The sequence below is a fragment of the Amycolatopsis sp. NPDC006125 genome, assembly GCF_040614195.1.
Classification (GTDB): Bacteria; Actinomycetota; Actinomycetes; order Mycobacteriales; family Pseudonocardiaceae; genus Amycolatopsis_E; species Amycolatopsis_E tucumanensis.
This window is the reverse complement of sequence record NZ_JBEXTZ010000046.1, coordinates 36,845-63,765: the sequence shown is the minus strand read 5'-3', so window position 1 is coordinate 63,765 and position 26,921 is coordinate 36,845. Positions and strand designations below refer to the sequence as shown.

The 26,921-nt window shown below is 72.5% G+C and carries 23 protein-coding genes and 1 pseudogene; 12 read left to right on the top strand and 12 right to left on the bottom strand.

The features are described from left to right. Window positions 1-205: 205 nt before the first annotated feature. Together ABZ193_RS23375 and ABZ193_RS23370 are read right to left on the bottom strand one after the other, a co-directional pair. Window positions 206-3,463 (bottom strand): PQQ-dependent sugar dehydrogenase, encoded by a 3,258-nt coding sequence (locus ABZ193_RS23375; protein ID WP_354711451.1) that lies wholly within the window; start codon window positions 3,461-3,463, stop codon window positions 206-208. Between the two features lie 64 nt (window positions 3,464-3,527). Then, window positions 3,528-4,487 carry a sugar phosphate isomerase/epimerase gene (locus ABZ193_RS23370; protein WP_020420568.1) on the bottom strand — a complete coding sequence of 320 codons (960 nt, stop codon included), beginning with the start codon at window positions 4,485-4,487 and terminating at the stop codon, window positions 3,528-3,530. Window positions 4,488-4,674: 187 nt separating this feature from the next. Between ABZ193_RS23370 and ABZ193_RS23365 the strand changes: the two genes are divergently transcribed. The 6 genes and pseudogenes from ABZ193_RS23365 to ABZ193_RS23340 all read left to right on the top strand — a co-directional run. Beyond that, on the top strand, window positions 4,675-5,871 hold the full coding sequence (locus ABZ193_RS23365; RefSeq protein ID WP_020420567.1) for an ROK family transcriptional regulator: 1,197 nt from the start codon (window positions 4,675-4,677) through the stop codon (window positions 5,869-5,871). A 388-nt stretch (window positions 5,872-6,259) separates the two neighbouring features. Further along, on the top strand, window positions 6,260-7,486 hold the full coding sequence (locus ABZ193_RS23360; protein WP_354711450.1) for an ROK family protein: 1,227 nt from the start codon (window positions 6,260-6,262) through the stop codon (window positions 7,484-7,486). Further along, window positions 7,486-8,994 (top strand): sugar ABC transporter ATP-binding protein, encoded by a 1,509-nt coding sequence (locus tag ABZ193_RS23355; protein WP_354711449.1) that lies wholly within the window; start codon window positions 7,486-7,488, stop codon window positions 8,992-8,994. The genes ABZ193_RS23360 and ABZ193_RS23355 overlap by 1 nt, the downstream gene beginning before the upstream one ends. Beyond that, window positions 8,991-10,022, top strand: coding sequence for an ABC transporter permease (locus ABZ193_RS23350; protein WP_020420564.1), 1,032 nt, complete (start codon window positions 8,991-8,993; stop codon window positions 10,020-10,022). Before ABZ193_RS23355 ends, ABZ193_RS23350 begins: the two co-directional genes overlap by 4 nt. Window positions 10,023-10,068: 46 nt before the next feature. Next, window positions 10,069-11,124 (top strand): substrate-binding domain-containing protein, encoded by a 1,056-nt coding sequence (locus tag ABZ193_RS23345; protein WP_020420563.1) that lies wholly within the window; start codon window positions 10,069-10,071, stop codon window positions 11,122-11,124. Between the two features lie 28 nt (window positions 11,125-11,152). Then, window positions 11,153-11,380: pseudogene (locus ABZ193_RS23340) on the top strand (Gfo/Idh/MocA family oxidoreductase); the annotation flags it as partial. Window positions 11,381-11,470: 90 nt separating this feature from the next. Here ABZ193_RS23340 and ABZ193_RS23335 read toward each other — a convergent pair. Continuing rightward, window positions 11,471-13,066 (bottom strand): ABC-F family ATP-binding cassette domain-containing protein, encoded by a 1,596-nt coding sequence (locus ABZ193_RS23335; protein WP_354711447.1) that lies wholly within the window; start codon window positions 13,064-13,066, stop codon window positions 11,471-11,473. Continuing rightward, window positions 13,066-14,673, bottom strand: coding sequence for a ribosomal protection-like ABC-F family protein (gene abc-f, locus ABZ193_RS23330; protein WP_354711445.1), 1,608 nt, complete (start codon window positions 14,671-14,673; stop codon window positions 13,066-13,068). Before abc-f ends, ABZ193_RS23335 begins: the two co-directional genes overlap by 1 nt. A 278-nt stretch (window positions 14,674-14,951) precedes the next feature. On the opposite strand from abc-f, the gene ABZ193_RS23325 reads away from it, so the two are divergent. From ABZ193_RS23325 to ABZ193_RS23315, 3 genes are read left to right on the top strand one after another with little or no spacing between them, the layout of a single operon-like run. Next, a complete protein-coding gene (locus tag ABZ193_RS23325) occupies window positions 14,952-15,116 on the top strand; it encodes a hypothetical protein (protein ID WP_237335482.1) in 165 nt (54 codons plus the stop codon). 10 nt (window positions 15,117-15,126) lie between these two features. Next, window positions 15,127-15,354, top strand: a complete 228-nt coding sequence (locus ABZ193_RS23320) for a hypothetical protein (RefSeq protein ID WP_354711444.1) — start codon at window positions 15,127-15,129, stop codon at window positions 15,352-15,354. Further along, window positions 15,341-16,102, top strand: coding sequence for an alpha/beta hydrolase (locus ABZ193_RS23315; protein ID WP_237335484.1), 762 nt, complete (start codon window positions 15,341-15,343; stop codon window positions 16,100-16,102). Before ABZ193_RS23320 ends, ABZ193_RS23315 begins: the two co-directional genes overlap by 14 nt. Before the next feature lie 35 nt (window positions 16,103-16,137). Here the strand turns inward: ABZ193_RS23315 and ABZ193_RS23310 are convergent, their stop codons facing one another. Further along, window positions 16,138-16,878 carry a LuxR C-terminal-related transcriptional regulator gene (locus ABZ193_RS23310; RefSeq protein ID WP_354711442.1) on the bottom strand — a complete coding sequence of 247 codons (741 nt, stop codon included), beginning with the start codon at window positions 16,876-16,878 and terminating at the stop codon, window positions 16,138-16,140. Window positions 16,879-17,045: 167 nt separating this feature from the next. Between ABZ193_RS23310 and ABZ193_RS23305 the strand changes: the two genes are divergently transcribed. Beyond that, window positions 17,046-17,588: a TetR/AcrR family transcriptional regulator gene (locus tag ABZ193_RS23305; protein ID WP_020419308.1), complete on the top strand. Its 543-nt coding sequence runs from the start codon at window positions 17,046-17,048 to the stop codon at window positions 17,586-17,588. A gap of 9 nt (window positions 17,589-17,597) precedes the next feature. Here the strand turns inward: ABZ193_RS23305 and ABZ193_RS23300 are convergent, their stop codons facing one another. The 4 genes from ABZ193_RS23300 to ABZ193_RS23285 all read right to left on the bottom strand — a co-directional run bounded on the left by ABZ193_RS23300 (window position 17,598) and on the right by ABZ193_RS23285 (window position 22,268). Then, the gene (locus tag ABZ193_RS23300) at window positions 17,598-18,071 is read right to left on the bottom strand and encodes a DUF6130 family protein (RefSeq protein ID WP_354711441.1); all 474 of its coding nucleotides are present in this window, start codon (window positions 18,069-18,071) and stop codon (window positions 17,598-17,600) included. A 209-nt stretch (window positions 18,072-18,280) separates the two neighbouring features. After that, window positions 18,281-19,192, bottom strand: a complete 912-nt coding sequence (locus ABZ193_RS23295) for a non-ribosomal peptide synthetase (RefSeq protein ID WP_354711452.1) — start codon at window positions 19,190-19,192, stop codon at window positions 18,281-18,283. 8 nt (window positions 19,193-19,200) lie between these two features. Beyond that, window positions 19,201-21,174, bottom strand: a complete 1,974-nt coding sequence (locus ABZ193_RS23290) for an AMP-binding protein (protein WP_354711440.1) — start codon at window positions 21,172-21,174, stop codon at window positions 19,201-19,203. A gap of 443 nt (window positions 21,175-21,617) precedes the next feature. Then, complete coding sequence (locus ABZ193_RS23285; protein ID WP_354711439.1) at window positions 21,618-22,268, bottom strand: TetR family transcriptional regulator; 651 nt, start codon at window positions 22,266-22,268, stop codon at window positions 21,618-21,620. A 60-nt stretch (window positions 22,269-22,328) separates the two neighbouring features. On the opposite strand from ABZ193_RS23285, the gene ABZ193_RS23280 reads away from it, so the two are divergent. Beyond that, the gene (locus ABZ193_RS23280) at window positions 22,329-23,186 is read left to right on the top strand and encodes an SDR family NAD(P)-dependent oxidoreductase (RefSeq protein ID WP_354711438.1); all 858 of its coding nucleotides are present in this window, start codon (window positions 22,329-22,331) and stop codon (window positions 23,184-23,186) included. Here ABZ193_RS23280 and ABZ193_RS23275 read toward each other — a convergent pair. Beyond that, window positions 23,159-24,391 carry an MFS transporter gene (locus tag ABZ193_RS23275; protein WP_354711437.1) on the bottom strand — a complete coding sequence of 411 codons (1,233 nt, stop codon included), beginning with the start codon at window positions 24,389-24,391 and terminating at the stop codon, window positions 23,159-23,161. The two genes, ABZ193_RS23280 and ABZ193_RS23275, sit on opposite strands and share 28 nt — an antisense overlap. 259 nt (window positions 24,392-24,650) lie before the next feature. Here ABZ193_RS23275 and ABZ193_RS23270 point away from each other — a divergent pair, with 259 nt between their 5' ends. Further along, window positions 24,651-25,604, top strand: a complete 954-nt coding sequence (locus ABZ193_RS23270; RefSeq protein WP_354711435.1) for an alpha/beta hydrolase fold domain-containing protein — start codon at window positions 24,651-24,653, stop codon at window positions 25,602-25,604. Here ABZ193_RS23270 and ABZ193_RS23265 read toward each other — a convergent pair whose 3' ends face one another. Continuing rightward, window positions 25,605-25,946, bottom strand: a complete 342-nt coding sequence (locus ABZ193_RS23265) for a hypothetical protein (RefSeq protein ID WP_354711434.1) — start codon at window positions 25,944-25,946, stop codon at window positions 25,605-25,607. Window positions 25,947-26,005: 59 nt separating this feature from the next. Next, window positions 26,006-26,860, bottom strand: coding sequence for a helix-turn-helix transcriptional regulator (locus ABZ193_RS23260; protein WP_354711432.1), 855 nt, complete (start codon window positions 26,858-26,860; stop codon window positions 26,006-26,008). Between the last annotated feature and the right edge of the window lie 61 nt (window positions 26,861-26,921).

Genomic DNA, 26,921 nt, shown 5'->3' with positions numbered 1-26,921 from the left:
CGCTCGCGGGTGGTGTCCGCCAACGAGGGCTCGACGCTGACGGTCGGCGACCTGAAGGGCGTCTTCGTCCGGCGCGAAGCAGGCGGCGAGCAGCGCGCCCGCCGTCAAGCCCGCGAGAACCAGACGGATGCGCATGGTTCCCGATCCTGCCAGAGGGCCACTCTCGGTGCGGCTCCGCACCGAGAGTGGCCCCAAGATCACCCGGTCAGGCCTTCAGCGACCCCGACAGGGCGCTGGCGTCGCGACGGAGAGTCTCCGACGCGACCCGGTCCGGCACGTTCCACCGCTGGCCGGCGAGGACGCCGAACAGCCGCAGCGCCTCCTGCGCGGGCCGGATCCGGCCCGCCTTCGCGTGCGACTCGGCGAGGTCCAGGGTGCCGCGCAGCTGCACCGCACCCGCCTTGGTCACCCAGCCGGCGTCGCGGAACCGGTCGATCAGGGCGCGCACGTCACCGAACGACGTCCCGGTCGTGAAGTTCACGGCCTTCGTCGTGGTGAGCCCGGCCTGGTCGGTCACGGTCACCGACAGCTGGTGCGCCCCGAGCGGCAGCCGCCACAGGTCCAGCGGCTTGCCCGGCGTGACCGGCTGACCGTCCACCGTGGCCTGGACCTTGGCGACCCCGGACGCGGCGTCGGTGGCGGTGACCACCGGCGTCAGTGCCGCGGAGTCCCCGAAGGCCTGCCCCTCGGTCACCCCGGCGACCGTCACCGCGGGCGCGGTCTTGTCGATCTTGACCGTGAGCGTGCCCGGCGCGGAGACGTTGCCGCCGTTGTCCGTCGCCCGGTACAGCACGGTCGTGGTGCCCTCGGCCGACAACGTGACCGGGTTGGCCGCGTTCGCCCAGGTCACGCCGTTGTCCACGGAGTACTGCCTGCTGGACACCGTGCCGTTGTCGGTCGCGGTCACGGCCAGCGTGACGTTGCCCGTGTACCAGCCGTTCGCCCCGGTCGGCGCCGACGGCGTCAGCGCGGCCGACACCGCGGGCGGCGTCTTGTCCGCGACCCCGGCGCCCTGGAACGTGAAGGCGTCGACGTCGACCCCGCCGCTGGAGGTGACGAACAGCTTGCCCGCGCCGGACGGCAGGCCGGACAGCGGTGTGGTCACCGTCTGCCAGCCGTCCCCGGCCGGGACGTCGACCGTGGCGAACGGCGCCGCGTCGGCGGCGTTCCACCGCAGCTGCAGCTGGCCGGCGCCGTGGGCCTTGGTCTGCACGCCGGTGATGCCGCTGAAGTTGACCGGGTCGTAGGCCAGCCAGTCCCCGGCGTCGAAACCGGTGACCGAGCGCAGCCCGGACGCGGTCGCGTCGTCGGTGATCGTCACGCCGCTGGTCTCGTCGGCGTGCTCGCCCTGCATGAGCTTCGGGTTCAGCACGGCCTGCGCCTCACCGGTCGCCGGCGGCACGCCGCCCGCGCCGTTGTCGGTGTAGGTCACGTTCAGCACGCCGAAGACGTTCTCGGTCTCACCGTGCCCGGCGTCGGTCGGCGTGGCCACGGCGCCGGTGCAGCCGGTGCCGCTGTTGACCGGGTGCCCGTGCTGGTTGTGGCCCAGACCGAAGGCCCACGCCACCCGGCTGCACACCGGGGTCGTGCCGTCCTCCGGGTCGCTGACGGTCACCGCGTAGGGGATCGCGTCGCCCCAGTCGAAGAACCCGCCGTGCGCCGGCGCGGTCAGCCCGACGGTGGGCGCGGTGTTGCCGGTGGTGACCTGCTCCGACGTCAGGCCGTGCTTGCCCGCCGGGTCGGTGACGCGCAGCCGCGCCTCGACCTGGCCGTTCTCGGTGTAGGTGTGGGTGGCCTGCGGTCCGGTGGCGTCGAACGTGCCGTCACCGTCGAAGTCCCACTCGTAGGTCAGCGCGCCGCCCTCGGGGTCGCTGGACGCGCTGCCGTCGAAGGCCACGGTCAGCGGCGCCTGCCCGGACGACGGGGTCGCCGTCATCCGCGCGGTCGGCGCCTTGTCGCCCGGCGCGAAGTCGATCCGGTACAGGCCGGCGTCCGGGTTCTGCCGGAAGAAGCCGTCGCCGTAGTCCAGGACGTAGAGCGAGCCGTCCGGACCGAACTCGAGGTCCATCGGGTTGTCCCAGATCGGCTGGCCCAGCGTGGACAACTGGGCGTTGGGCAGGAAGTTCTCCAGCTTCGTCACCGGGCCGTCCGGGCCGGACAGCGTGAACGCGGCGACGTAGTCCTGCGAGAACTCGCCGAAGAACGCCTTGCCGTCCCAGTACTCCGGGAACTTCGTCGGCGACGGGTTGTTCGCGTCGTAGTGGTAGACCGGGCCGCCCATCGGCGCCTGGCCGGTGCTGGAGCGGAACGCGGTCAGCTCGGGCCACGGCTGGTCGCTGTCCTTGTCGCCGTACCAGAGCGTGGCCGGGGTGGCCGGCGGCAGCTCGCGCAGGCCGGTGTTCCAGCGCGAGTCGTTGACCGGCGCGGCGCAGTCGAACGCCGGGCCCGGGGTGAGCGTGGCGAAGTCGAAGTCCCGGTAGGGCTGGGAGTTGTCGGCCGTGCAGAACGGCCAGCCCGAGTTCATCGCCTTCGTCGTGATCTGCCACTCGACGTAGCCCATCGGGCCGCGGTTCGGGTCGGAGGTGCCGGCGTCGGGGCCGTAGTCGCCCCACATCACCGCGCCGGTCGCCTTGTCCACGGTCATCCGGAACGGGTTGCGCAGGCCCATCACGAAGATCTCCGGCCGCGTCAGCGGCGTGCCGGGGGCGAACAGGTTGCCCTCGGGGATCGTGTAGGAGCCGTCCTCGTTGACGTGGATGCGCAGGATCTTGCCGCGCAGGTCGTTGGTGTTGCCCGCGCCGCGGCGCTCGTCGAGGCCGGGGTTGTAGCCGGGCGCGTCGTTGATCGGGGTGTAGCCGTTGACGTTCGGGCCCGAGGCGGGGGTGTTGCCGCCGGTCGACAGGTACAGGTTGCCCTGGGCGTCGAAGTCGACGTCACCGGCGACGTGGCAGCACTGGCCGCGGTTGGTGGGGATGCGGATGATCTCCTGCTCGGTGCTCAGGTCCAGCGACTCGCCGGTCCACTTGAACCGGGACAGGACGTCGTAGCCCTCCCACTGCTTCCAGTACGAGTCGTCCGTGCCCGCGGGCAGCGTGTTCGGCGCCGAGCCGGCGGGGGTGTTCAGCTTGGGCGAGTAGTAGAGGTAGACCCAGTTGTTCTCGGCGAAGCCGGGGTCCAGGGTCACCGTCTGCAGACCCATTTCCGAGTTCTGGTAGACGGGAATCGTGCTGACGACCTTCGTGACACCGGTCTTCGGGTCGGTCAGCCGCACCTCACCGCTGCGCGCGGTGTGCAGGACGCGGTTGTCCGGCAGCACGGCCAGGTCGATGGGCTCGCCCACGTTCTTGGTGAGCGTGATCTTCTCGTAGTTCTCCCAGTGCAGGGCGGCGTCTTCCTCGTGGGCCGCGGCCGGCACGGCGAGGCCGAGCAACGGCAGGGCCGTCACCGCGGCGGCGGTGATCAACCGTCTCAGGGCAGGATGCATCGCGAGATCACTCCGGTGGGATTTCGACGGGGAGGGGAAGGGGTCAGCCGCGCAGATCCGTCAGCGCCTGGTAGCTGCGCAGTGCCGCGGCGAACGAGCCGGGCGGGTTGGGCTGCGTGTTCGGGGCGGTGTCCTGCTCCCAGATGCCGTGGTAGCGGCCGCGGCCGTTGACCCGCTTGAGGAAGCGGCGGTAGGGCAGGTCGCCCGCGCCGAACTCGACGATGTCGTAGCCGTTGGGGTTGGCGGGGTTCTCGTCACCGTCCTTGAGGTGCAGCAACGGGTAGCGGTGCGGGGCGCGGGTGATGTAGTCGGCGGGGTCGAAGCCGGGGAATCGGTACTGGCCGACGTAGGCCCAGTACACGTCCATTTCCAGGTAGACCAGGCGCGGGTCGGTGTGCTCGAGGAAGACGTCGTAGAGGCGCACCTTCGGCTGGTCGGTGGCGAAGGCGAACTCGCCGGCGTGGTTGTGCTGGTAGAACTTCAGGCCGCGGTCGCGTGCCGCGGCGCCGAAGGTGTTGAACTCCTCGGCCGCCGCCCGGTAACCGTCCACTGTGTTCACGTTGGTCGGGGCGTTGGCGGTGCCGATGTGCTTGAGCCCGAGGATTTCCGCGTTGTCGAGTTCGCCCTGCAGGTTGGTGCGGAAGTTGTTGAGGCCGACGTGGCTGCCGACCGCCTTGAGCCCGAAGTCCTTCAGCAGCTGGGCGATCTCCGGCACGGTGATCTGCCGTCCGAGGATCGAGGTGCTCTGCGTGTAGCCCGCGAACTCGATCTCGCGGTAGCCGATGCGGGACAGCTCCTCGAACACGGCCCGGAACCCGAGCTGCGAGACCTTGTCGCGGACGCTGTAGAGCTGGATGCCGATCTGGTTCTGCGGGACGAGGCGGCCGCCGCCCTGACTGGCGGCGGCGGGCAGCGATCCGGCGAGCGCCGCGGCGCTGACCGCGACGGTCGCCCCCGCCGCGGAGCGCAGGAAACCGCGGCGGTTGAACGACGAGTGGGACACGGATTTCTCCTTCAGCCGAGTGTGAACCGACCCCCTTGCCACGTGCGCCGGTCAACGTAGGCAACTTCCGCCGGAAGTGTCCAGAGTTTCGGACTTCGCGGAACAAAGTTCGGCCGTGTCTGCTCAAAAGGGGCGGCGGCGGGTCTACAGTCGGTGCACGCGCGAGCAGCGAGGAGGCTGGTGCCCCATGACCACCAGCGGTTTTCCCCCGTCGGCCGAGACCCGTGAGCAGGCCGGGCTGCTCGCCCTGTTGCGGGACGAGGGCCCGATGGCAAGGGTCGAACTGGGTGAACGGCTCGGCGTGCCACGGGCCCGGCTGGCCGCCGAGATCACCCGGCTGGCCGAAGGCGGGCTCGTGGAATCCGGCGGTCCGGCGGCGAGCCGCGGCGGGCGCCGGTCGACGCTCGTGCGCCTGGCCGACGACTTGCGGTTCCTCGGCGTCGACATCGGGGCGACCTCGGTCGGCGTGGCGGTGACCGACGGGCGGTGCGAGGTGCTGGCGCACGCGGTGGAGGACTGCGACGTGCGCCGCGGGCCGGTGCCGGTGCTGGACCGGGTCGAGCAGCTGGCGGCGAAGGTGCTGCAGGACGCCCCAGGGCGGCTCGCGGGCGCCGGCATCGGGCTGCCCGGGCCGGTGAGTTTCCGCGACGGGATGCCGGTGGCGCCGCCGATCATGCCGGGCTGGGACCGCTTCCCGGTGCGCGACCGGCTGGCCGGGCACTGGGGCTGCGCGGTGACGGTGGACAACGACGTGAACGTGATGGCGCTGGGGGAGCGGCACGCGGGGGTGGCGCGGTCGCTGGACGACCTGATCTTCGTGAAGGTGGGGACCGGTATCGGCGGCGGGATCGTCGTCGGCGGGCGCGTGTACCGCGGGGTGGCCGGCACGGCGGGCGACATCGGGCACATCAAGCTCGACGACTACGGCCCGGCGTGCGCCTGCGGGGAGGCCGGGTGCCTGGAGGCGTACTTCGGCGGGGCGGCCCTGGCGCGGGACGCGCTGACGCTGGCGCGCAGCGGCCGGTCGCCGTACTTGGCCGAGCTGCTGGCGGACCGGCCGGCGTTGACCGCGCGGGACGTGGCGGAGGCGGCCCAGGCCGGTGACTTCGCGGCGGTGACGCTGGTCCGCGAGGGCGGGCGGCGGCTGGGGCAGGTGATCGCGTCGCTGGTGAGCTTCCTGAACCCCGGGATGGTCGTGATCGGCGGCGGGGTGTCACGGCTGGGGCACACGCTGCTGGCCGAGGTGCGGTCGTCGGTCTACCGGCGGTCGCTGCCACTGGCGACCGGGAACCTGCCGATAGTGCTCTCGGAGCTGGGTGATCAGGCCGGCGTGATTGGGGCCGCGTGGCTGGCGTCCGACCACGCGTTCAGCGTGCCTGCGTGACCTTGCCGCGGCGGTGCGGGTGGCTTGAGACCGCTGCGGGTGGCTCGGCGTCGGCGCAGTGGTGTGGGCGGCGGGGCGCGGGTGCGCCGGGTGGTGCGATGGCGCCGGTTGATGTGGGGCGAATGCCGGCGCTGGCCGCGCGAGGCTGTGGGTGGCTTCGGGGAGCGCCAAGTGGCGCGGGTGGCGCTCGCGACTTCCACTGAACGGAAGCCTGTCATCAACCGTGCACACTTTCGGCAGTCTGGTTCAAAAGTAACGATCTGACTGTTACTCCTTTTGCCGGATTGTGGCAGAAGTACCCCGCCAGTCAGAGTAGGCGGCGTACGCCAGAGCACTGAGACCGCAGCACTGAGACCGGCCAGTTTCCCAACGAAGTGGAGCGTCCGCGGTGCCCCAACCTTCCGACCGGCCGACGGACCGCGCCGGTGTCCGCAGGGCCAACCTCGCCCTGCTCGTCCGGCTCCTGCGCCGCCACGGGGGGCTCTCCCGCGCGCAACTGGCGACCCTCAGCGGCCTCAGCAAGGCCACCGTCTCCGGCCTCGTCGCCGAGCTGGAGATCCGCGAGCTCGTCCAGGCGGGCGGCCGTCACGAGGGCGGCCAGGGCAGGCCCGGCCAGCTCGTCGAACTCCGGCCGCGCGGCCACTGGGGCATCGGGCTCGAGGTGGACGAGAACCACGTCGGCGCGACGGTCCTCGACCTCGCCGGCACCGCCACCACCCGCCGCCGCGCCGCCTGTGACGTGCGGGCCCTCGGGGCGGAACGCACCCTCGACGAACTGGCCGAGCTCGTGCTCGCCGCGCGGTCCGAAGTGGACGACGTCGCCGGCATCGCGGTGGCGGTGCCCGGTCTGGTCGAGACCGCGACCGGCGTCGTCCGCGTCGCGCCCGGCCTCCGGTGGCGCGGCCTCGCCCTCGCCGACGGGCTCGCCGCCCGCACCGGGTTCCCCCTCGACCGCATCGTCGTCGGCAACGACGCCAACCTCGCGGCCCTCGCCGAAGCCGACGACGGCGCCGCCCGCGGCTGCTCCGACGTCGTGTTCCTGCTCGGCGGCATGGGCGTCGGCGCCGGGCTGATCACCGGCGGCGGCCTGATCGGCGGCGCCGCGGGCGAGGTCGGGCACCTGTCGCTGGAACCCACCGGACGGCCCTGCGTCTGCGGCCGCCGCGGCTGCTGGCAGACCGCCGTCGGCATCGACCCGTTCCTGCACTCGCTGGCCGGCCCCGGCGACCTGGTCCACGACCCGTCGCTCGACCTGGCCCAGCGCACCGCGATCGTGCGGCGGCGCGCCCAGGACGGCGACCGCCGCGTCCTCGACGCGCTCGTGCAGCTGGGCGCCGCCCTCGGCCACGGCATCGCGGTCCTGGCCGACCTGCTCGACCCGCGGATCGTCGTGCTCGGCGGCTACTTCGCGCCGCTGCGCGAGTGGCTCGCCGAGCCGGTCCGCGCCGAACTCGCCGCCCGCTCGGTCACCGCCGAGACCGGCGGCCCCCGCATCGTGGCGTCCCGGCTCGGGTTCACCGCGGTCGGCACCGGCGCGGCGCAGGCCGCGATCCGGCCCCTGCTGGACGATCCGACGCTGGCCCCGGCCGGCGCCCCGGTGAGCGTGGAGGCGTGATGACCGAAGACCTGCTGTCCATGCGCGGCATCGTCAAGACGTTCCCGGGTGTCCGGGCGCTGGACGGTGTCGAGCTGTCGGTGCGGGCGGGGGAGGTGCACTGCCTGCTCGGCCAGAACGGCGCCGGCAAATCGACCCTGATCAAGGTCCTCGCCGGCGCCCACCAGCCGGACGCGGGCGAGATCCGCTGGCAGGGCGAGCCCGTCACGCTGTCCTCGCCGGTCGCCGCGCTGCGCCGCGGCATCGCGACCATGTACCAGGAGCTCGACCTCATCCCCGCGCTGTCGGTGTCGGACAACATCTTCCTCGGCCACGAGCCGGCGCAGGCCGGCTTCACCCGCGACCGGCAGGCCCGCGTGCGGGCCGCCGAGCTGCTCGCGCGGCTCGGCCACCCGGAGATCCACCCCGACCGCGAGGTCGGCGATCTGTCCGCGGCCGGCCAGCAGCTGGTGTCGATGGCCCGCGCGCTGGCCCACGACGCCCGCCTGATCGTGATGGACGAGCCGACCGCCGCGCTCGCCTCCGACGAGGTGGACAACCTGTTCCGGATCGTCGCCGAGCTGACCGCCGATGGGGTCGCCGTCGTCTACATCTCGCACCGGCTGGAGGAGATCCGCCGCATCGGCAACCGCGTCACCGTCCTCAAGGACGGCGCCACCGTCGCCGCCGGGCTGGAGGTCGCCGACGTCACCACCGACCACCTGGTGTCGCTGATGTCCGGCCGCCGCGTCGAAACCGTCTACCCGGAACGCCTGGAATCCACAGTGGACAGCTCGACCGAGCTGCTGCGCGTGGAGAACCTGACCCGCCGCGGCGAATTCGAGAACGTCAGCTTCACGTTGCGGCGCGGGGAGATCCTCGGTGTGGCCGGCCTCGTCGGCGCCGGCCGCAGCGAACTGCTGGAGACCATCTTCGGCGGCCGCAAACCGGACGCGGGCAAGGTGTTCGTCGAGGGCAAGCGCCTCAAACCCGGCGACGTGCCCAGCGCGGTCAAGGCCGGGATCGGCCTCGCGCCGGAGGAACGCAAGAGCCAGGCGCTGCTGCTGGAGATGTCGGTCGCGCACAACGTGACCCTGGCCAGCCTGCCCGCCTACAGCCGCTTCGGCTTCACCGACCGCGCCCGCGAGATCGGGGACTCGGCCGAGCGCCTGCGGCAGCTGGACCTGCGCCCGGCCGACCCGCGCCGCCCGGTGGGCACGCTCTCCGGCGGCAACCAGCAGAAGGCGGTCGTGGCGCGCTGGCTCGTGCGCGGCTGCTCGATCCTGCTGCTCGACGAGCCCACCCGCGGCGTCGACGTGGGCGCGCGGGCCGAGCTCTACCGGCTGATCCGCGAGCTGGCCGCGGCCGGGGTCGGGCTCGTGCTGGTCTCCAGCGAGATGCCCGAGGTGCTCGGGCTCGCCGACCGCGTGCTCGTGATGCGGGAGGGCCACGTGGTCCGCGAGGCGCCCGCGAGCGAGCTGACCGAAGCAGACGTGCTGAATCTGGTGATGGAGGGAAGTGCGGCATGACGAAGGACTCCTCGTCGGTGTTGCCCGAGGCCACGCAGGCCCCGCCACCCCGGGCCGCGCCGCCGGCCCCGAAGGCCGCGCGCGGCCGGTTCCCGGTGGACGTCCGGCTGGCCGGGCTGTTCGGGGTGTTCGTCCTGCTGTGCCTGGTGGGCTGGCTGACCAGGCCGGACGCGTTCTTCACCGAGGGCAACCTGTCCACCATCCTGCGGCTCGCGGCCGCGATCGGCGTGGTCAGCGTCGGCATGACGTTCGTGATCATCAGCGGCGGCATCGACCTGTCCGTCGGCTCGATCGTGGCGCTGTCCAGCGTGTGGGCGACGACGCTGGCGACGCAGGCCTACGGCCCGGTGGTGATGGTGATCTGCGCGCTCGCGGTCGGGCTCGGCTGCGGGCTGATCAACGGTGTGCTGGTGTCCTACGGCAGAGTGGTGCCGTTCATCGCGACGCTGGCGATGTACGCCTCGGCACGGGGGCTCGCCGAGCGGATCAGCGGCCGCCAGACCCAGGTCGTGCGGGAGACCGGTTTCCTGAACTTCTTCCGCGGCGACTTCCTCGGCATCCCGGTGCTGATCTGGATGTTCGCCCTGGTGTTCGTGGTCGGGTGGGTCCTGCTCAACCGCACCACGTTCGGCCGCCGCACGTTCGCGGTCGGCGGCAACACCGAGGCCGCGCGCCTGGCAGGCATCAACGTCAAGCGGCACACCGCGCTCGTCTACGGCGTGGCCGGGCTGTGCTGCGGCATCGCGGCGCTCATGGTGGTGGCGCGCACCACCTCGGGCGCCTCCACCAACGGCCTCTACTACGAGCTGGACGCGATCGCCGCGGTCGTCATCGGCGGCACCCTGCTCACCGGCGGCCGCGGCACCCTCATCGGCACGCTCATCGGCGTCCTGATCTTCACGGTGCTGGGCAACATCTTCACGCTCAACAACCTCGACACCGACATCCAGAACATCGCCAAGGGCGCGATCATCGTCCTGGCCGTCCTGCTGCAGTTCCGCACCAACCGCGCCCGCAAGTCCACTTAGGAAAGACGAACCCCGAACACCCCGACGACGATCACTGGAGCTCGCCATGTCCGGACCATCCTCCCTCGCCCGCCGCCGCTTCCTCACCGGTGGCGCGGCCGTCGGCGCCGGCGCCCTGCTGGCCGCCTGCACCTCCAACGAGTCGCCGCAGTCGGCCCCGCAGGCCGTCGCGGGCAACGCGGGCCAGAACTCCCAGCCCGGCAAGCAGGTCACCATCGGCTTCTCCGCGCCCGCCGCCGACCACGGCTGGATGGCGGCGATGACCAAGAACGCCCGCGCGCAGGCCGGTCAGTTCTCCGACGTCACCTTCACCGCCACCGAGGGCACCAACGACGTCAACCAGCAGATCGCCCAGGTCGAGACGCTGATCAACCAGAAGGTCGGCGTCCTGGTGATCCTGCCCTTCGACGGCAAGGCGCTGACCCAGGTCGGTCAGCAGGCCATGGACGCCGGCATCCCGGTGGTCAACGTGGACCGCGTGTTCGACACGCCGCTGGCCTACCGCACCTGGATCGGCGGCGACAACTACCGGATGGGCGTCAACGCGGGCAACTACATCGCGGGCGAGCTGAAGAAGAAGGGCGTGGCCAGCCCGGTGATCGGCGAGGTCGCCGGCATCGACTCGCTGCCGCTCACCCAGGAGCGCAGCCAGGGCTTCCGGGACGCGCTGGCCAAGCACGGCTTCGCCGTCGGCCCGCGGGTGTCGGCGCAGTTCACGCCGGAGAGCGGCGAGCAGATGACGTCGAACCTGCTGCAGTCGGCGAGCAAGCTCGACGCGCTGTGGAACCACGACGACGACCAGGGCATCGGCGTGCTGGCGGCGATCGACAACGCGCGCCGCAACGAGTTCTTCATGGTCGGCGGCGCGGGCTCGCGCAACATGATGGACCTGATCAAGGCCGACAGCAGCGTCATCAAGGCGACCGTGCTCTACAGCCCGTCGATGGCGTCGTCGGCGATCGCCCTGGCCCGGCTGCTCGGCCAGGCCAAGGGCATCGGCGACCTCGCCGAGCACGAGATCCCCGCGAACGTCACGACCTACTCGGCCGTGGTGACCAAGGAGAACGTCGATTCCTATGCCGATGTCGCCTTCGACTCCTGATCCCGTGGGCGCCTCCATCGGGGTGGGCATGGTCGGGCACGCCTTCATGGGCGCCGTCCACGCCCACGCCTGGCGCTCGGTCCACCGGTTCTTCGACGTGCCACTGGTGCCGCGGCTGGCCGTCCTCGGCGGCCGCGACCCGGAGCGCACGAAGGCCGCCGCCGCCAAGCAGGGCTGGCCGGACGTCGAGACCGACTGGGCCACCCTGGTCGCGCGTGACGACGTCGGCATCGTCGACATCTGCACGCCGCCCGAGCCCACGTTGACGACCAGATCGACCTCGCCGACCCGAGTCGTTCTTGACGATCACCTCGTCCGGAATCTTCTGCCAGTCACCGGTCACCGCTCAACCCGGATCGATGCGTCCGTTGTGGACGCGCACCTCGACGCCCTCCCAGTGTTCGCGCAGGCGGCGGTCGTGCGCGGCCACCACGATCGCGCCCGGGCCGGGGCCCAGCGCGTCCTCCAGTTCGTCGCAGAGGGCGGGGGAGAGGTGGTTCGTCGGCTCGTCCAGCAGGAGCAGCTGCGGTGGGTTCGCGACCAGGATCGCCAGCGCCAGCCGTCGTCGCTGGCCCACCGACAGCTCGCCGACCGGCTTGCCGGCGTCCCACTTTCCCAGCAGTCCCAACGACTCCAGCGGCACCGCGTCGACACCGGCGGCCGCCACATAGGTCTCGCGTGCCGTTCGCGAAGGCACGGCGAACTCGGTGTCCTGGCTCAGCATCCCGACCCGCAGCTCCGGCAGCCGCCGCACGCCGGGCACTTCCAGCCGCCCGGCCAGCACGTGCAACAGCGTCGACTTGCCCGCCCCGTTCGGGCCGGTCACCAGGAGCCGTGCGGTGGCACCGATGTCCAGGTGCTCGACCGTGAGCCGTCCGGGCACGTGCACGTCCCGCAGCGACATCAGCACCTCGTCGGGCGCCTGACCGGTGAGCGCGTCCGGGCGGAACCGCAGCGGCGGCGGGGGAGCGGGCACCTGCGTGCGTTCCAGCTCCTCCAGCCGTCGCGCGGCGTTGCGGACCCGGCGCGAGATCGAGTTCTGCACCCGTCCCGCCCGGTGCCCGTACCCCATCTTCTCGCTGTCCCGCGGCGCCCGGTCCGGCGCGACCCGGTGCGTGGTCACGCCCAGCGAATCCCGCAGCGCCGCGATCTCCTCCTGCTCCTCGGCGTGACGCCGCTCCCACCGCTCCCGGTCCGCCCGCTTCTGCGCCAGGTAACCGGTGTAGTTCCCGCCGAACCGCACCGGCCCGCCGACCGCCGGGTCCAGGTCGACGATGTCGGTGCACACGGCGTCCAGGAACGCGCGGTCGTGGCTGGCCACCACGACCGTGCCGGGCAGGCCGCGCACCTGCTCTTCGAGGAACGCGGCGGCGCCGTCGTCGAGGTGGTTCGTCGGCTCGTCCAGCAGCACCGCGGACGGCCGCCGCACCAGCAGCGCGGCCAGCGCGAGCCGCCCCCGCTGCCCGCCGGACAGCTCACCGAGCCGCCTCTCCGGCGCGACTCCGCCCAGCCCCAGCCCGTCGAGGACCATCTTCGCGCGCCGGTCGGCGTCCCACGCGTCGTGCAGCTCGGCGAGCGCCAGCCGCTCGGAGTAGGAGTCGAACAGCCCCTCGTCCTCGGCGAGCAGCGCGCCCAGCCGGTCCAGTTCCGCCAGGTCCTCGCGCGCGCCCGCGAGCGCGTCGTCGACCACGTCCGCCACCGTCGCCGCCGGGTCGAACGGTATTTCCTGGTGCAGGTAGCCAAGATCCGCCGGGCGCTCGACGCTGCCGCGGTCCGGCCGGTCCACCCCGGCCAGCACGCGCAGCAACGTCGACTTGCCCGCGCCGTTCTCCCCGATCAACCCGATCCGGTGCCCGGGCGCCGCGGTGAGCGACACCCCGTCCAGCACCCGGCGGTCACCGAGGACGCGCACGAGGTCGTGCGCGACGAGAGCCGCCGACATCAGCGGGACTCGGCCAGCTTGCCGCCGTCGAGCCGCAGCCGTCGGTCGATGCGGATCTCACCCAGGAACCGCTCGTCGTGGCTCACCACCACGAACGCGCCCTGGTAGGCATTGAGCGCGCTCTCCAGCTGCCCCGCGCTGACCAGGTCCAGGTTGTTCGTCGGCTCGTCCAGCAAGAGCAGTTGTGGCGCGGGTTCGGCGAACAGGATGCACGCCAGCGTCGCGCGCAACCGTTCCCCGCCGGACAGGACGGAAACGGGCAGGTGCGCCCGGTCGCCGCGGAACAGGAAGCGCGCCAGCAGGTTCATCCGCTGCGCGGGCAGCATCGCGGGCGCGAACGCCGCCAGGTTCTCCGCGACCGTGCGCGTGTCGTCGAGCAGGTCCAGGCGCTGGGACAGGTAGGCGATCCGTCCGTCGGCGCGCTTGATCTCGCCGCCGTCCGGGTCGAGATCGCCGGTGATCATACGCAGCAGAGTGGACTTGCCGGACCCGTTCGCGCCGGACAGCGCGATGCGCTCCGGGCCGCGGATCGTCAGGTCCACGCCGTCGCCGAAGAGGTCCCGCTTGCGCAGGCCCTCGCCGAGGAACAGCGTCCGGCCCGCAGGCACCGCGGTCTGGGGGAGTTCCAGGGTGATCTTCTGGTCCTCCCGCAGCGACCGCTCCGCCTCGTCCAGCTTGGCTTTCGCCGCGCTGACGCGGGCCGCGTGTGTGCCGTCGGCCTTGCCTGCGGACTCCTGCGCGTTGCGCTTGCGGGCGCCGGCGAGGATCTTCGGCAGACCGGCGTTGGAGAGGTTGCGCTGCGCGTTGCTGGCTCGCTTCGCCGCCCGCTCCCGCGCCTGCTGCATCTCCCGCTTCTCGCGCTTGACCTCCTGCTCGGCGCTGCGGATGTTCTTCTCCGCCACCTCGCGCTCGGCCTGCACCGCCTGCTCGTACTCGGTGAAGTTGCCGCCGTAGTACCGGATCTCGCCGCCGCCGAGCTCGGCGATGCGGTCCATCCGGTCCAGCAGCGCGCGGTCGTGGCTGACCACCAGCAGGCAGCCGGACCAGTCCTCGAGCACGGCGTAGAGCTGGTGCCGGGCCTGCTGGTCGAGGTTGTTGGTGGGTTCGTCGAGCAGCAGTACGTCGGGCCGCTTGAGCAGCTGGGCGGCCAGGCCGAGTGACACGATCTGGCCGCCGGACAGGGTGCCCAGGGTGCGGTCCAGAGTGATGTCCTCCAGGCCGAGCCGGTCCAGCTGGGCGCGGGTGCGTTCCTCGATGTCCCAGTCCTCGCCGATGGTGGTGAAGTGCTCCTCGGCGACGTCGCCGGACTCGACGGCCGCCAGCGCGCGCAGCACCGGCTCGATGCCCAGCACTTCGGCGACGGTCGGTTCACCGGTCAGCGGGAGGTCCTGGGGCAGGTAGCCGAGCAGGCCGTCGACGGACACGCCGCCGTCGGAGGGCGTGAGCTCGCCCGCGATCAGCTTGAGCAGGGTGGACTTGCCTGCCCCGTTCGGGGCGACGAGACCGGTGCGCCCGTCGGGAACGCTGAACGACAGCTGGTCGAAGACGGGGGTGTCGTCCGGCCAGGAAAAGGACAGACCGGACACGACGATGCGGGATTCGGACATGGGAACGAGACCTCGGAAAGGGAGTGGCGCGGACCAGCGGACCGCGGATACGGGTGGACGACGACATGGCCACCACGGCACTGCTTCGAACTGAAGCGTGGGGGGCCTTGCTCACTCCGGGGGATCACCCGGAGATGTCGTCTTCACCTGCCACGTCGAGTCTCCTCAGAACGGTTCCCTTGCCCATCCACCATACCAGCCTCGGCGATCACCGGTCGGGTGACCGTGCCCGGCGCTAGCCGAAGGTGAAGTCGTAGGCCCGCACCCGGGCCGACGGCATGGCCTACGGCACGACCACCGCCTGCCAGACAGCGGTCTACATCGCACTGACCGCGTTCGTGCTGAACCTCGCAATCGCCGCGGTGCTGACGCCGCTGTTCGAGCGTGGTGACGTACAGGGTCGGCGTCGGATGACGGGCGCGGGGCGGGCCGGCGCGGCCTAGCGTCCGGTGCATGCTTCCTGACACCGAGGTTCGCTGGAACCACCTGACGGCGGCGGACCTGCGTGGCCTGGCCGCGCGGGACGCCGTGCCCTTCGACGAGATCACCACCTCGGGCGTCGCCGGTGACGCGCGCTCGGCGTCCGCGGACAAGGGGACCAAGCTGCTCGACGGCTGCGCCCAGGCGCTGGCGGACCTCCTCGACGAGGGACTGTGGAAGGAAACCCATGCGACTCGGTGAACTGGACGGGGACGTCACCGGCACGGACGACGGCCGCCCGCCCGTCGTCCTGCTGCACGGCCTGACCTTCGACCGCGCCATGTGGGGGCCGCTGGTCCGCGCGCTGCGCGGCCGCCGGGTGGTGGCGCTCGACCTGCCCGGGCACGGCGCGTCGCCCCGGCGGGAGTCCTACGACCCGGCCGAGGTCGCCGACGTCCTGCACGGCGCGGTCACCGCCGCCGGCCTGCGCAGGCCGGTGCTGGTGGGCCATTCCGTCGGGGCCGTCGTCGCCGCGGTGTACGCGGCGAAGTACCCGGCGCGGGCCGTGCTGGACATCGACCAGCCGCTCCTGGCCGGCCCCTTCGGCGAGATGCTGCGCTCGGCCGAGCCCGTGCTGCGCGGGCCGGAGTACCTGAGCGTGTGGAACAAACTGCTCGCCGGGATGGGCGTCGACGAGCTCGCCCCGCAGCGGCGCGACCTGCTGCGGTCCACGCCACTGCAGGACCTGCTCCTCGGTTACTGGCGCGAGATTTTGGAGGTCCCGGCGGACGAGCTGCGGGAGAACCGGATCCGGCAGCTGCTTGCCCTGGGCGCCGGGGAAAGCGCATTCCACCACGTCAGCCGCTCGCCGGTGAACCCCGGTTATGCCACGTGGCTGACGTCCGTCCTACCGGACGCGCGGTTCACCGTTCTGCCGGGAAGCGGGCACTTCCCCCACATCGGACAGCCCGTCGCGGTGGCGAGAATCGTGGCGACACTGTCCGAATAGGACACTGTGTGCCGGCCGCCGGTGCCGGCCGCGGGTCAGATGGCGCCGGCGCGCAACGCGTAGGTCACCGCGTGGGTGCGGTTGCGCAGGCCGAACCGTCCCGTCAGATTCTGGATGATCTTCTTGATCGTGCGCTCCGAGAAGTTCAGCTCAGCGGCCACGTGACCGGTGTCGTGCCCCTCGGCGAGCAGCCGGAGCACGTCGACCTCCCGGTCGGTTAGGCCGCCCGTGTTCAGCCCCTGCCCGGCGAGGATCGTCTGCTGGAAGGCGCGTGCCTCGTCGAGCAACCAGCGCGTCACGGCCTCGGGGACGACCGCCCCGCCGGTGCCGCTCGCGAGCACGGCCCGAAGCATCACTCGCGGGGTGATGCCGGCCCGCGGCAGGATGCTCACCACGCCGCACCCCACGACCCGTGCCAGTTGCGGCCCGCGCAGGGGGCCCGACACCAGCACCATCCGCTGGCGCGGGTTCTCCGCCCGCGCGGAGATCTCCTCCATCGAGTCCAGCAGCGTCCCGGTGACCGAGGCCGCGACCACCACCACGACGTCGGCCTCGGTGTGCCTGCCCGCGGGGAGCACCCGCACGTCGGGCGCGGCGTTGAGCGGCATCAGCATCGACTCGCCGTCCAGCAGGTCGTCGGCGAACACGCAGGCGGTCACCGCCTCCGTGCGCCGCGCGTCACGGGAGGCGTCCCGGCCCGTGGTCGGGTCCTCGCGCGGCAACAGCCCGACAACCAGCTCCGATCCCTCCGGTTCGGTGCGCACGTCGACGCTCACAGGTGCCCCTCCTCGTCCTGGCCCTTCCACTCCAGTCGACCACCGCGACGCCTACAACTCGCCGACAGAACGACGACGACCGGTCGAAGGGCCGGAACCCACGTGGAACGCCTCAGCGCTGTAGCGGTACTCCGTCCCGAGTGCGACACCGAGAGTATGTTGGGGACGTGAGAGCCGACGCCGCGCGCAACCTCGAGCTCGTGCTGACCACGGGTGCCCGCATGCTCGCCGACGACCCCGGCACCAGCATCGCCGCGATCGCGGCGGAGGCCGGCGTCGACCGCCGCACCGTCTACCGGCGTTTCGCCGGCCGGGAAGAACTGCTGACGGCGGTGTACGAGGCCCGCCTCGACGCGATCGAGCAGGCGACCGAGGCCGCCCGGCTGCGGGAGGCGCCGGTGCCGGTGGCCCTGCACCGCTACGTCGAGCTGATCGTCGGCGTGAACCGCAAGTGGCCGACCGAAGTCAGCCGGATGCGCTCGGACCCGGAGATCTGGGCGCGGCGCCAGCGTTCGGTCGACGAGATCGAGCTGTTCCTCCAGAGGGCCACCGACGAAGGCTTCTTGCGGCCCGGCCTGCCCGCCGGGTGGGCGGGCCGCGTGCTCGGGCAGCTGCTGCACCTCGCCACCCGGGAACTGCCCGGACTCAGCGACGCCCAGGCCGCCGACGTCCTCGTGGAGACGTTCCTGCGGGGTTTCGGGGCGAGCTGACGCCGGCGCTCACCGCGCGGGTATGACGAAGTCCAGGGTCTTGCTGTCCAGGATCATGTGCGTCGGGTCGGCCAGGCCGATCCACACACGGTGCGGACCGGGCGGCAGGCCCTGGATGATCAGCGGCTCGCCGCTCGCGTCGGCCCAGTGCCACGGCGCGTCGTCGACCGTGACGTGGATGTGCCCGATCCGCGGCGACACGTCGAGCGCGTTCGGCCCGTACACCGGCACGATCCGCAGGTTCTCCGCGCGGTAGCGGATGACCACCAGCCCCTTCGCGAGCTGGTCCGGCAACGGCTGGTCCACGACGAGCGCGGGCGGCGGCTGCGACGCGAGCGGGACGACGGGCGCGGGCGACCAGCTCGGATCCACGGCCGCCACCGGTGAGGGCTGTTCGGCGGGCGGCGGGGTGCCCGCCGAACAGGCGGTCAGGAGAGCGGCGGCGACGGCGGCGACGGTGGTGACGAGAACTGCACGGATCATGCACCGAACGTAAGCAACCGGCCACCGCCGTCGCGCCCGTCGCGCGACGTCACCGCTGTACGTCACGCGCCGGACCGGCATGGCCTGCATCGGAAGGCAACGGGCCGCCGCCGCGCGAGGTCACCGCTGTGCGTCACGCACCGGGGCAGCGGCATCTGCGCCGCGGGGTGCGCGCACCGGAAGCAGCCGACGGGCCGCCGCCGCAGGGGTCACCTTTGTGGGTCAGGCACCAGATCGGCCACCGTCGCCGGTGTCGGAGCTGCGACGATCGCCGCCAGGTGGTCCGCCAGCGCCACGCCGGGCAGCTCCCGGTCCACCGCCGCGATCATCGCCAGCAGGTCGATCGACGTGCCGCCGAGCCGGTGGAAGTCGCTGTCCGCGGCGATCGTGCGCGCGGGCAGGCCGAGCGTCCGCGCCCAGATGCCCAGCACGGCCGCCAGAACCTCGTCGACGGGATCGCCGACGGCCGCCGCGACGGGGGAGGGCCCGGGCAGCGCACGCAGGTCCACCTTGCCGTTCGCGGTGCGCGGGAACTCCTCCAGCACCACGAACGACACCGGCACGGCGTAAGGCGGCAGCACCTCCGCGGCGTGCGCCGCGAGGTCCTTTTCGGACACCTCGGCCGAAGCGGTCAGGTAGGCGTGCAGAACCTGACCGCGCGCGATCACCACCGCGCGCTCGACCGCCGGATGCCGTGCCAGCGCGTGCTCGATCTCCGCCGGCTCCACGCGGTGACCGAGGATCTTCAGCTGCGCGTCCGCCCGGCCCAGGCATTCCAGCTCACCACTGGGCAGCCGCCGCGCCAGGTCGCCGGTGCGGTAGACACGGGTGCCGTCCGCGAGCCGGGTGAAGGACCAGCCGGGATGGCCCCGGTAGCCGCGGGCCACCTGCTCGCCCGCCAGGTGGATCTCACCCGTCTCACCCGCGGCCACGTGGGCGCCCTGGTCGTCCAGCAGGTGCACCGACGTGGTGCCCGCGGGCCGTCCGATCGGGACGGTCGCGCCGGTGTCGGCCGCCGGATCGTAGGTGTGCACGACACAGCCGACGGTCGCCTCGGTCGGCCCGTACTCGTTGACGATCCGGCAGTCCGGCCCGAACAGCTCCCGCGCGGTCGCCGCCAGCGACCCGGTCAGCGCCTCGCCACCGACGACCGCGAGCCGGATGCCCGACGGGCTGATCCCGAGGCGGTGGAACAGATCGAGGTGCGAAGCGTGATCTTGAGCGCGGTGACCCCGCTCCCGGTCAGCACGCGCTCCAGGTTGACGTGGTTGGGGGCCTCCGGCACCAGCACGACCCGGCCACCCGCGAGCAGCGGCAGCAGCGTGGTCACGGCGAGGTCGAACGCGAGCGAGGTGAACAGCGGGAAACAGGTCGCGCTGTCCACTTCGTACTCCTGGAGCGCGAAACCCAGGTAGGCGGCCAGGTTGCGGTGCGTGACCTCGACGCCCTTCGGCTCGCCGGACGTGCCGGAGGTGTAGATCACGTAGGCGAGGTCCTCGCCGGTGACCGCGGCGGGCGTCGCCGCGGCCGGCGGCACGTCGTCGAGAACCACGGTGGCACAGCCGAGAGGCCGCTGGTCGTGGGGCCGCGGCGCCAGCAGCACCCGCACGCCCGCGTCGCCGAGGATCCCGCGCAGCCGCTCGTCCGGATCGCCGGGGTCGAGCGGCAGGTAGGCCGCCCCGGCCATGAGCACGCCCAGGAGCGCGGCGACGCCCGCGACCGACCGTTCCGCCACCACTCCCACCAGGTCGCCGCGTCCGATGCCGCGATCCGTGAGCTGCCGCGCGACGCCCCCGGCGAGCCCGAACAGCTCGGCATAGGTGACCTCCCGCCCGGGCTCGGTCAGCGCCACGCGGTCCGGCGAGGCCGTGGCCACCTCGGCGAACCGGGGGACCAGGTACACCTCCGGCGAGGTGCCGCGGCCACGCAGGACCGCCTCGGGTGGCGCCAGCGCGTCGCCGATCGCGTCGAGGAAACGCCGGGCCGACGCGGTGTGGGCGTCGTCGCCGCACAGCACGACCTCCGTGCGCGCGCCGGTTTCCACGACCGTGACCATCGGGATCATGCAGACGCCCCAGGTCGGCAGCGAGTAGATCGTGCGCGGGGTGAACCCGGCGCCGCCGAAGTCCGCGAGGTCGAGCCGCCCCAGGTGCGACACCTGGAACGCGGCGTACGCCTTGCCCTGGCCGAACCGGGCGTCGATGCCGCGGTACAGCGCCCGGGTCACCGGCGCGGGCAGCGCGCCGAGCATCCGGATCACCGGCAGCGGCGGGGTTTCCCGCAGCTCGTCGCGCACGGCCAGGCTTTCCAGCATCCGCTGTTGCACGTCGCGCCACGTGTCGTCCGCGCGGACCGGCAGGCTGAGCGCGTAGGACAGGCTCGCGGTGGTCCGGGCCTCCGGCACGTGGCGGCGCAGATCGACGGTGACCGAAACGTCGAGGTCGCCCCCGGCGCACCGGGCGAGCGCGTGCGCGATCTTCGCGGTCACGGCCGACGGGCGCCCGTCGACGGTGCGCCGCAGGAACGCGGGACGGCGTTGTTCCGGCGGTCCGGCCGCACGCAACGGCGGCTGGGAGTTCTGCGGGATCGTCTTGTGTGGCCCGGCTCCGGCGCGGCGCAGCAGCTCGACGGCGTCCAGGTCGTCCGCGGCCGTCTCCGGGGTTTCGCCGCGCAGGGCCTGGAAGACCGCGCGGGCGAACGTCAGCAGGCCCTGCGCGTCCATCACGGCGTGGTGGGCGCGGAAGACCAGGGCCGGCCGCGCTCCGGTCAGCACCACGACCTCGCAGGTGGGGCCGCCGCGGTCGCCGGCGAGCGGCCGGTACAGCGCGGGCAGCCCGGTCAGCGTCTCCCGGTCGAAGGCGTCCCCGTCGAGTTCGCGGACTTCGGGTGTGCGACCGGTGTCGACCCAGCGGTGCCCGCGGCGCGTCAGCCGCGCCCCCGGGCACGCCTCGGCCGCGGTGCCCACCGCCACGGCGAGGGCGGCCCGGTCCGGCAGTCCCGTCCCTTCGACGACGATCTGGACGCAGATCGGCCACGCCGGATCGCTGGCCAGCCGCAACCAGTCATCGGCGACGACCCGGCGGCTGTAGCGCGCTGCACTCATGCGCCGATGCCACCACAGGGCGATATACACGCCATGGACGGCGGACAGGACCACGGCTGCGGTGAGGAACTGGCCGCGGATATGCCGCGGGTGAGCGTGTCCGTGCCGGAGTGGCTGGAGCCGATGACCGCCCGGCGCGGCGGCGGCGGGATCGCGGTCGAGGTGGCCGCCACCGGGACCGGCCTCAGCGCTGAGGAGGCTGGCACTAGCTTGGAACGGCTGCCACCGTGCCGAGGTCCGCACTGTCGAAATCGAGTGGGGAGTGTCCCTTCAGGTTGGTTACGTCGGGTGGAGCGGGCTGCCGGTTCCGCCGCCGAGGAAGTTGCCCGTTGGGCGCGCAGAGGCGACCGAAGTAGGGCGCGTGACAGCAGGCCGCCTCGGGGGATCATGTGTCGAGCCGCGCCGGTCCGCAAGGGGAGATGCGTGCCTTCGCCCCTCGGCGCCTACTCGCCGGACATTCCGGTCAGCAGGGCGGTGAGGATCGCGGTCAGGCGGGGTTCCACGTCGACCAGGGCGTGGGTCAGTTCGGGGTGCGTTTCGTACAGGGTGCGCAGCGTGGTGCCCGGTGCGGCCATCTGCCACAGCGCACCGGCCATGGCTGTCGCGGTCGCGACGGCGTCGGCGGCGGCCGGTTCGGGGAGGGCGAGCAGGCGCCGCAGTTCGCCGGCCACCGAGGCCACGTCGCGCAGGACGCTTCTCTTGAACGCGACGACCGTGTCGAGGGAGACGTTGCGTTCCAGGTTCATCGGGGCGTGCGCGAGCAGGTCGCAGAACAGCGGCCGCGCCACGAGCGACCGCGCGAGAACGGATGCGAGCTCCGCCGGTGACGCGGATTCGAGCGGCCGCAGCTCCGCGCACACGGCGGCCGTCCACTCCTGCCAGCATTCGGCGGTGAGGGTCAGGAAGATCTGCTCCCGCGTCTCGAAGTAACGCAGCATCGCGGACTTGTGCATGCCCACCTCGGCGGCGATGTCGGTGAGCGTGACCGCGCGGACGGTGCGCTCGCTGCCCAGCGCACGGGCCGCGTCGAGGATGTCCCGCTCCCGCTGGTGCTTCGCCTCCGCGCTGCGGGCCCGTTGCGGAGTGTGACCCATGACTCGAAACTTTAGCACAACCGGGTTGCGCAATTAACACAACAGAGTTTTACTAGAGGTATGACTCAAACGTGGTTCATCACCGGCTCGTCCCGCGGCTTCGGGCGAGCCCTCACCGAAGCGTCACTGGAGGCCGGCGATCAGGTCGTCGCGACGGCGCGCAAGCCGGAACAGCTCGACGCCCTCGTGCGGAAGTACGGCGACGCGGTGTTGCCGGTCGCCCTCGACGTCACCGACCGCGCGGCCGCGGCCGCCGCTGTGGAGGCCGCGGTCACGCGGTTCGGGCGGCTCGACGTGGTGGTCAACAACGCCGGGTACGCGAACGTCGCGCCCGTGGAGACCGCGGACGAAGAGGACTTCCGTCGGCAGTTCGAGACGAACTTCTGGGGCGTCTACAACGTGTCGACGGCCGCGCTGCCCGTGCTCAAGGCGCAGGGGGCGGGCACGATGGTGCAGTTCTCCTCGATCGGCGGCCGGGTCGGCGGCACGCCGGGCCTGGGTTCCTACCAGGCGGCGAAGTTCGCGGTCGACGGCTTCACCCGGGTGCTGGAGGCCGAGACGGCGCCGCTGGGAATGCGTTACCTGGTGGTCGAACCGGCCGGTTTCGCCACCGACTGGGCGGGTTCGTCGATGGAGATCGCCGACATCCCGGCGGAGTACAGCGCGACGGTCGGCGAACTGGTGCGCAACTTCGAACAGATGGGTTCCGCCGCGGGCGATCCGCAACGCGCCGCGGAGATCCTGGTCCGCGTCGTCAAGCGCGAAAACCTCCCGTCCCACCTGCTCCTCGGCGCGCTCGCGGTCGAGATGGCGCAGAACTACTCGCGCGCCCAGCTGGAGGAGGCCGCGACCTGGCAGGAAGTCAGCGCCTCCGCCGACTTCGGCCGCGCCTACCCCGTCGAGCTGCCGGTCGACTGACGTGCGGGGAGGTCCCGCAGACGGCGCAGCGGCGCGAGGACCGGGAGCGCGGCGATCAGCAGCCCGGCGGCGGCCCACAGCGCTTCGCGGACGCCGATCGCCTCGCCCAGTGCTCCGCCGAGGAGGGCGGCGAGCGGGATGGTGCCGTAGTTGACCACCATCGCGCTGGAGGCGACCCGCCCGAGCAGCTCCGGTGGGCAGTACGACTGCCGGAACGCCGTGGCCAGCACCTGCGACGCCGCGAGCCCGGCGGCCAGCCCGGACTGCCCGAGCACGAACAGCACCAGGCCCCTCCCCGGCAGGCTGAACGTGCCGAGCAGCATCATCGCCGCCGCGAAGCCTTGGCAGAGCAGGAAAGTGCGCGCTGTGCCGAAGCGGGTGCTCAGCCGTCCGGCCGCGGCGGCGCCGGCCAGGCCACCCGCCGCCGCGAGCGCGAGGACCAGTCCCACCAGGCCCGGCGCGGTGCCCAGCGTGCGGGAGAGGAACACGATCTCCAGCGAGGCGTACACGGTGAGCGCGACGTTCGACGCGGCCCCGAAGAGCATCAGGGTCCGCAGGTAGCGGTCGCGCGCGACGAAGCGCAGCCCTTCGCCGATCTGGGCCCGCAGGGACGGCCGCGCGGCGGGCGCGACCGTTTCCCGCACCCGGATCGCCCGCAGGCACAGCGCGGAGACGGCGAACGTGGCGGCGTCGACGAGGATTCCGCTCACCGGCCCGGAGATCTGGGCGAGCAGGCCGGCCAGCCCCGGGCCGCCGGTGTCGGCCGCGGCGGATCCGGCCTGCAGCTTCGCGTTGGCGCCGATCAGTTCTTCCCGGCTCGCCACGGCAGGCAGGAACGCGCGGTAGGCGACGGAGAAGAACACCTTGGTGAATCCGCCGACCAGCGCGGCGGCGATCAGGTACGGCACGGTCAGCGCACCGAGCGCGGCCAGGAGCGGAACGGCGCCGAACACGGCGAAGGCGACCACGTCGCAGGCCAGCATCACCGGTCGCTTGGGCAGCCGGTCGATCCACGCGCCCGCGGGCAGGCCGATCAGCAGCCAGGGCAGCCACGCGGCCGCCGTCAGCAGGCCGGTCTCGAAGGTCGTCGCACCGAGGGTGACCACCGCGGCCAGCGGCAGCGCGGTCGTGGTGATCGCGCTGCCGACCATGCTGGTGGTCTGGCCGGTCCACAACAGACGGAACTCGCGGTTGGCCAGGGCCATCGGCGTGGCACTCCTCGCTTCGGGAAGAACGCGCCCCGGGCCACGCGGGCCCGGGGCGCCGGCCGATCATCGGGATCAGTAGTCGGGGGGCCAGCTGCCGATCATCGTCCCTCCCTTCGCCGTCGGTGACGAGGAACCCTGTCAGGCTAAGGATTTCCGGGCCCGGCGCGGCGGCGACGGGCATCAAGAGGAGCGACGCCGTGCCTGATCAGGCACCGCCGGCCGCGGATGTCGATCACCTTGTGGTGGAATGCGCCGGATGACGAAGAAACTCCCGTTGGACCCCGAACTCGCCGCGCTGCTGCCCGCTCTGGAGGGCCGGGTGCCGGTCGGCATGACGGCGGATCGTCTGGACCACTTCCGCGCCCTGCCGTTCCCGGCGATCGAGGAGCAGATCGGTGGCCGCCCGGTCACCTGGGCCGACCACACGATCCCCGGGTACCGCGGCGCGGAGATCACGGTCTCGGTCATCGCGCGCGAGGACCACCGCGAGCGGGGGCCGGGGATCTTCCACATCCACGGCGGCGGGATGGTCATGGGGGACCGGTTCGCCTCCGTGCACCCGTTGATCGACTGGGCGATGAAGTACGACGCGGTGTCCGTCACCGTCGAGTACCGGCGCGCGCCGGAGCACCCGCACCCGGTGCCGGTCGAGGACTGCTACGCCGCTCTGCGCTGGATGGCCGGGCACGCGGACGAGCTCGGGTTCGACCCGGCGCGGCTGGTCATTTTCGGCGGCAGCGGCGGGGGTGGGCTGGCCGCGGGGACGACCCTGCTGGCGCGCGACCGGGGCGGCCCGGCGTTGTCCGGTCAGCTGCTGCAGTGCCCCATGATCGACGACCGCGGCGAGACCGTGTCCGCGCGTGAGTACGACGGCGTCGGGGTGTGGGACCGGACCAGCAACCTGACCGCGTGGACGATGGTCCTGGGTGAGCGGCGTGGCACCGCCGACGTGTCGCCCTACGCGGCCCCGGCGCGCGCCACGGACCTCAGCGGGCTGCCGCCGACGTTCGTCGACGCCGGTGCGGTCGAGGTCTTCCGCGACGAGGCGGTGGCGTTCGCGAGCGCCATCTGGGCCGCCGGGGGCGAAGCCGAGCTGCACGTGTGGGGCGGGGCCTTCCACGGCTTCTACGACATCGCCCCCGGCTCGGCGGTGGCCAGGGCGTGCGTGGCCGCGCGGGAGTCGTGGCTGGAGCGGTTGCTCAGCCGCTGATCACAACGCGGCGTCGACGGCGCGCTTGACTTCGTCCAGGTTGTCGGTGGCCGGGATGAGGACGAGGTCGGTGGCGCCCAGGTCGCCGAACGCTGTGATGGCGTCGGTGATCGCGCCGGGTGCAGTGGCCACAGTGGACGATGTGAGCTGCGCGTAGTCCGCGCCCGCGGCGCCCCAGTGGGCCATCCGCTTCATCGGGACCGGGCTGAACCCGCCGAAGAGCAGCATGCCGTAGCCCTCGGCGACGGAGTCATCGGGGCGGCCGCCGACGCCGACGGTGAGCCGCCCGCCGGACGCGTCGACATCGCGGACCTGGTTGGGCAGGGCGATACCGATCCGCATGGCCCGAGCCTGGATCGCGGACCAGTGGCGGGCCGGGAAGGGCACTGAGCACGGCGGTGCTACGAGCCCGCCGTCTCGGCCACGGCCGGGCTCATGGCGAGCAGGAAGTCCAGCGCCTCCTGCGACGGCGAGCCGGGCTCGGCGGTGTAGGCGACGAGTTGCTGGTCCGGCTGGGTGTCGACGGAGAACTGCTGCACGTCGAGCGTGATCGGGCCGGCGACCGGGTGCAGGTAGGTCTTCACCAGCTGCCGCGGCCCGCGCACCTGGTGGCTCGCCCACCAGGTGCGGAAGTCCGGGTCGCGGACGCTGAGCTCGCCGATGAGCGCGGCCAGTGCCTTGTCGCCGGGGTGGCGGCCGGCTTCCATGCGCAGGACGGCGACGCATTCGCGGGCCGCGCGCGGCCAGTCCGCGTACAGGGCGCGGTAGGCGTCGTCGAGGAAGGTGAGCCGGATCAGGTTCCGCTCGGCGGCGGGCAGCGCGCCGAAGTCGGTCAGGAGCGCGGCCGCGCCGCGGTTCCAGGCCAGCACGTCCATGCGCCGGTTGAGGATCATGGCCGGGACGTCGCGCATGCCGTCGAGCAGTTGCCGCAGCTGCCGGTCGACCTTGGGCCTGCCCGGCTGCCGAGCTGGCGCGGCCGGCGCGACCTCGGCGACGGTGAACAGGTAGTCGCGCTCGTCCGGGGCGAGCTGCAGCGCGTCGGCGAGCGCGTCGAGGACCGGGCGGGAGACCCGCCGCGTGCGGCCCTGTTCGAGCCGGACGATGTAGTCGACGCTGATGTGCGCGAGCTGCGCCAGCTCCTCACGGCGCAGGCCCGGCACGCGGCGCAGCCTGCCGTCGTCGGGGAAGCCCGCGCGGGCCGGGTCGAGTGCGGCGCGGCGGGCGCGCAGGAACTCGCCCAGCTCGTTGGTCTCCATGACTCCAGTGTCCACATCGCGGGGACGACGTGCCTGGTACTGGGTTGCATAGGCAGTTCCT

What these genes read in the sequence shown, in the direction of transcription:
- ABZ193_RS23275 (WP_354711437.1), bottom strand. Translation starts at nt 24,391, where the DNA reads ATGGCCCTGGCCAACCGCGAGTTCCGTCTGTTGTGGACCGGCCAGACC.
- ABZ193_RS23355 (WP_354711449.1), top strand. Translation starts at nt 7,486, where the DNA reads ATGACCGAAGACCTGCTGTCCATGCGCGGCATCGTCAAGACGTTCCCG.
- ABZ193_RS23300 (WP_354711441.1), bottom strand. Translation starts at nt 18,071, where the DNA reads ATGATCCGTGCAGTTCTCGTCACCACCGTCGCCGCCGTCGCCGCCGCT.
- ABZ193_RS23270 (WP_354711435.1), top strand. Translation starts at nt 24,651, where the DNA reads ATGACGAAGAAACTCCCGTTGGACCCCGAACTCGCCGCGCTGCTGCCC.
- ABZ193_RS23320 (WP_354711444.1), top strand. Translation starts at nt 15,127, where the DNA reads ATGCTTCCTGACACCGAGGTTCGCTGGAACCACCTGACGGCGGCGGAC.
- abc-f (WP_354711445.1), bottom strand. Translation starts at nt 14,673, where the DNA reads ATGTCCGAATCCCGCATCGTCGTGTCCGGTCTGTCCTTTTCCTGGCCG.
- ABZ193_RS23290 (WP_354711440.1), bottom strand. Translation starts at nt 21,174, where the DNA reads ATGAGTGCAGCGCGCTACAGCCGCCGGGTCGTCGCCGATGACTGGTTG.
- ABZ193_RS23285 (WP_354711439.1), bottom strand. Translation starts at nt 22,268, where the DNA reads ATGGGTCACACTCCGCAACGGGCCCGCAGCGCGGAGGCGAAGCACCAG.
- ABZ193_RS23280 (WP_354711438.1), top strand. Translation starts at nt 22,329, where the DNA reads ATGACTCAAACGTGGTTCATCACCGGCTCGTCCCGCGGCTTCGGGCGA.
- ABZ193_RS23315 (WP_237335484.1), top strand. Translation starts at nt 15,341, where the DNA reads ATGCGACTCGGTGAACTGGACGGGGACGTCACCGGCACGGACGACGGC.
- ABZ193_RS23325 (WP_237335482.1), top strand. Translation starts at nt 14,952, where the DNA reads ATGGCCTACGGCACGACCACCGCCTGCCAGACAGCGGTCTACATCGCA.
- ABZ193_RS23335 (WP_354711447.1), bottom strand. Translation starts at nt 13,066, where the DNA reads ATGTCGGCGGCTCTCGTCGCGCACGACCTCGTGCGCGTCCTCGGTGAC.
- ABZ193_RS23345 (WP_020420563.1), top strand. Translation starts at nt 10,069, where the DNA reads ATGTCCGGACCATCCTCCCTCGCCCGCCGCCGCTTCCTCACCGGTGGC.
- ABZ193_RS23365 (WP_020420567.1), top strand. Translation starts at nt 4,675, where the DNA reads ATGACCACCAGCGGTTTTCCCCCGTCGGCCGAGACCCGTGAGCAGGCC.
- ABZ193_RS23350 (WP_020420564.1), top strand. Translation starts at nt 8,991, where the DNA reads ATGACGAAGGACTCCTCGTCGGTGTTGCCCGAGGCCACGCAGGCCCCG.
- ABZ193_RS23260 (WP_354711432.1), bottom strand. Translation starts at nt 26,860, where the DNA reads ATGGAGACCAACGAGCTGGGCGAGTTCCTGCGCGCCCGCCGCGCCGCA.
- ABZ193_RS23265 (WP_354711434.1), bottom strand. Translation starts at nt 25,946, where the DNA reads ATGCGGATCGGTATCGCCCTGCCCAACCAGGTCCGCGATGTCGACGCG.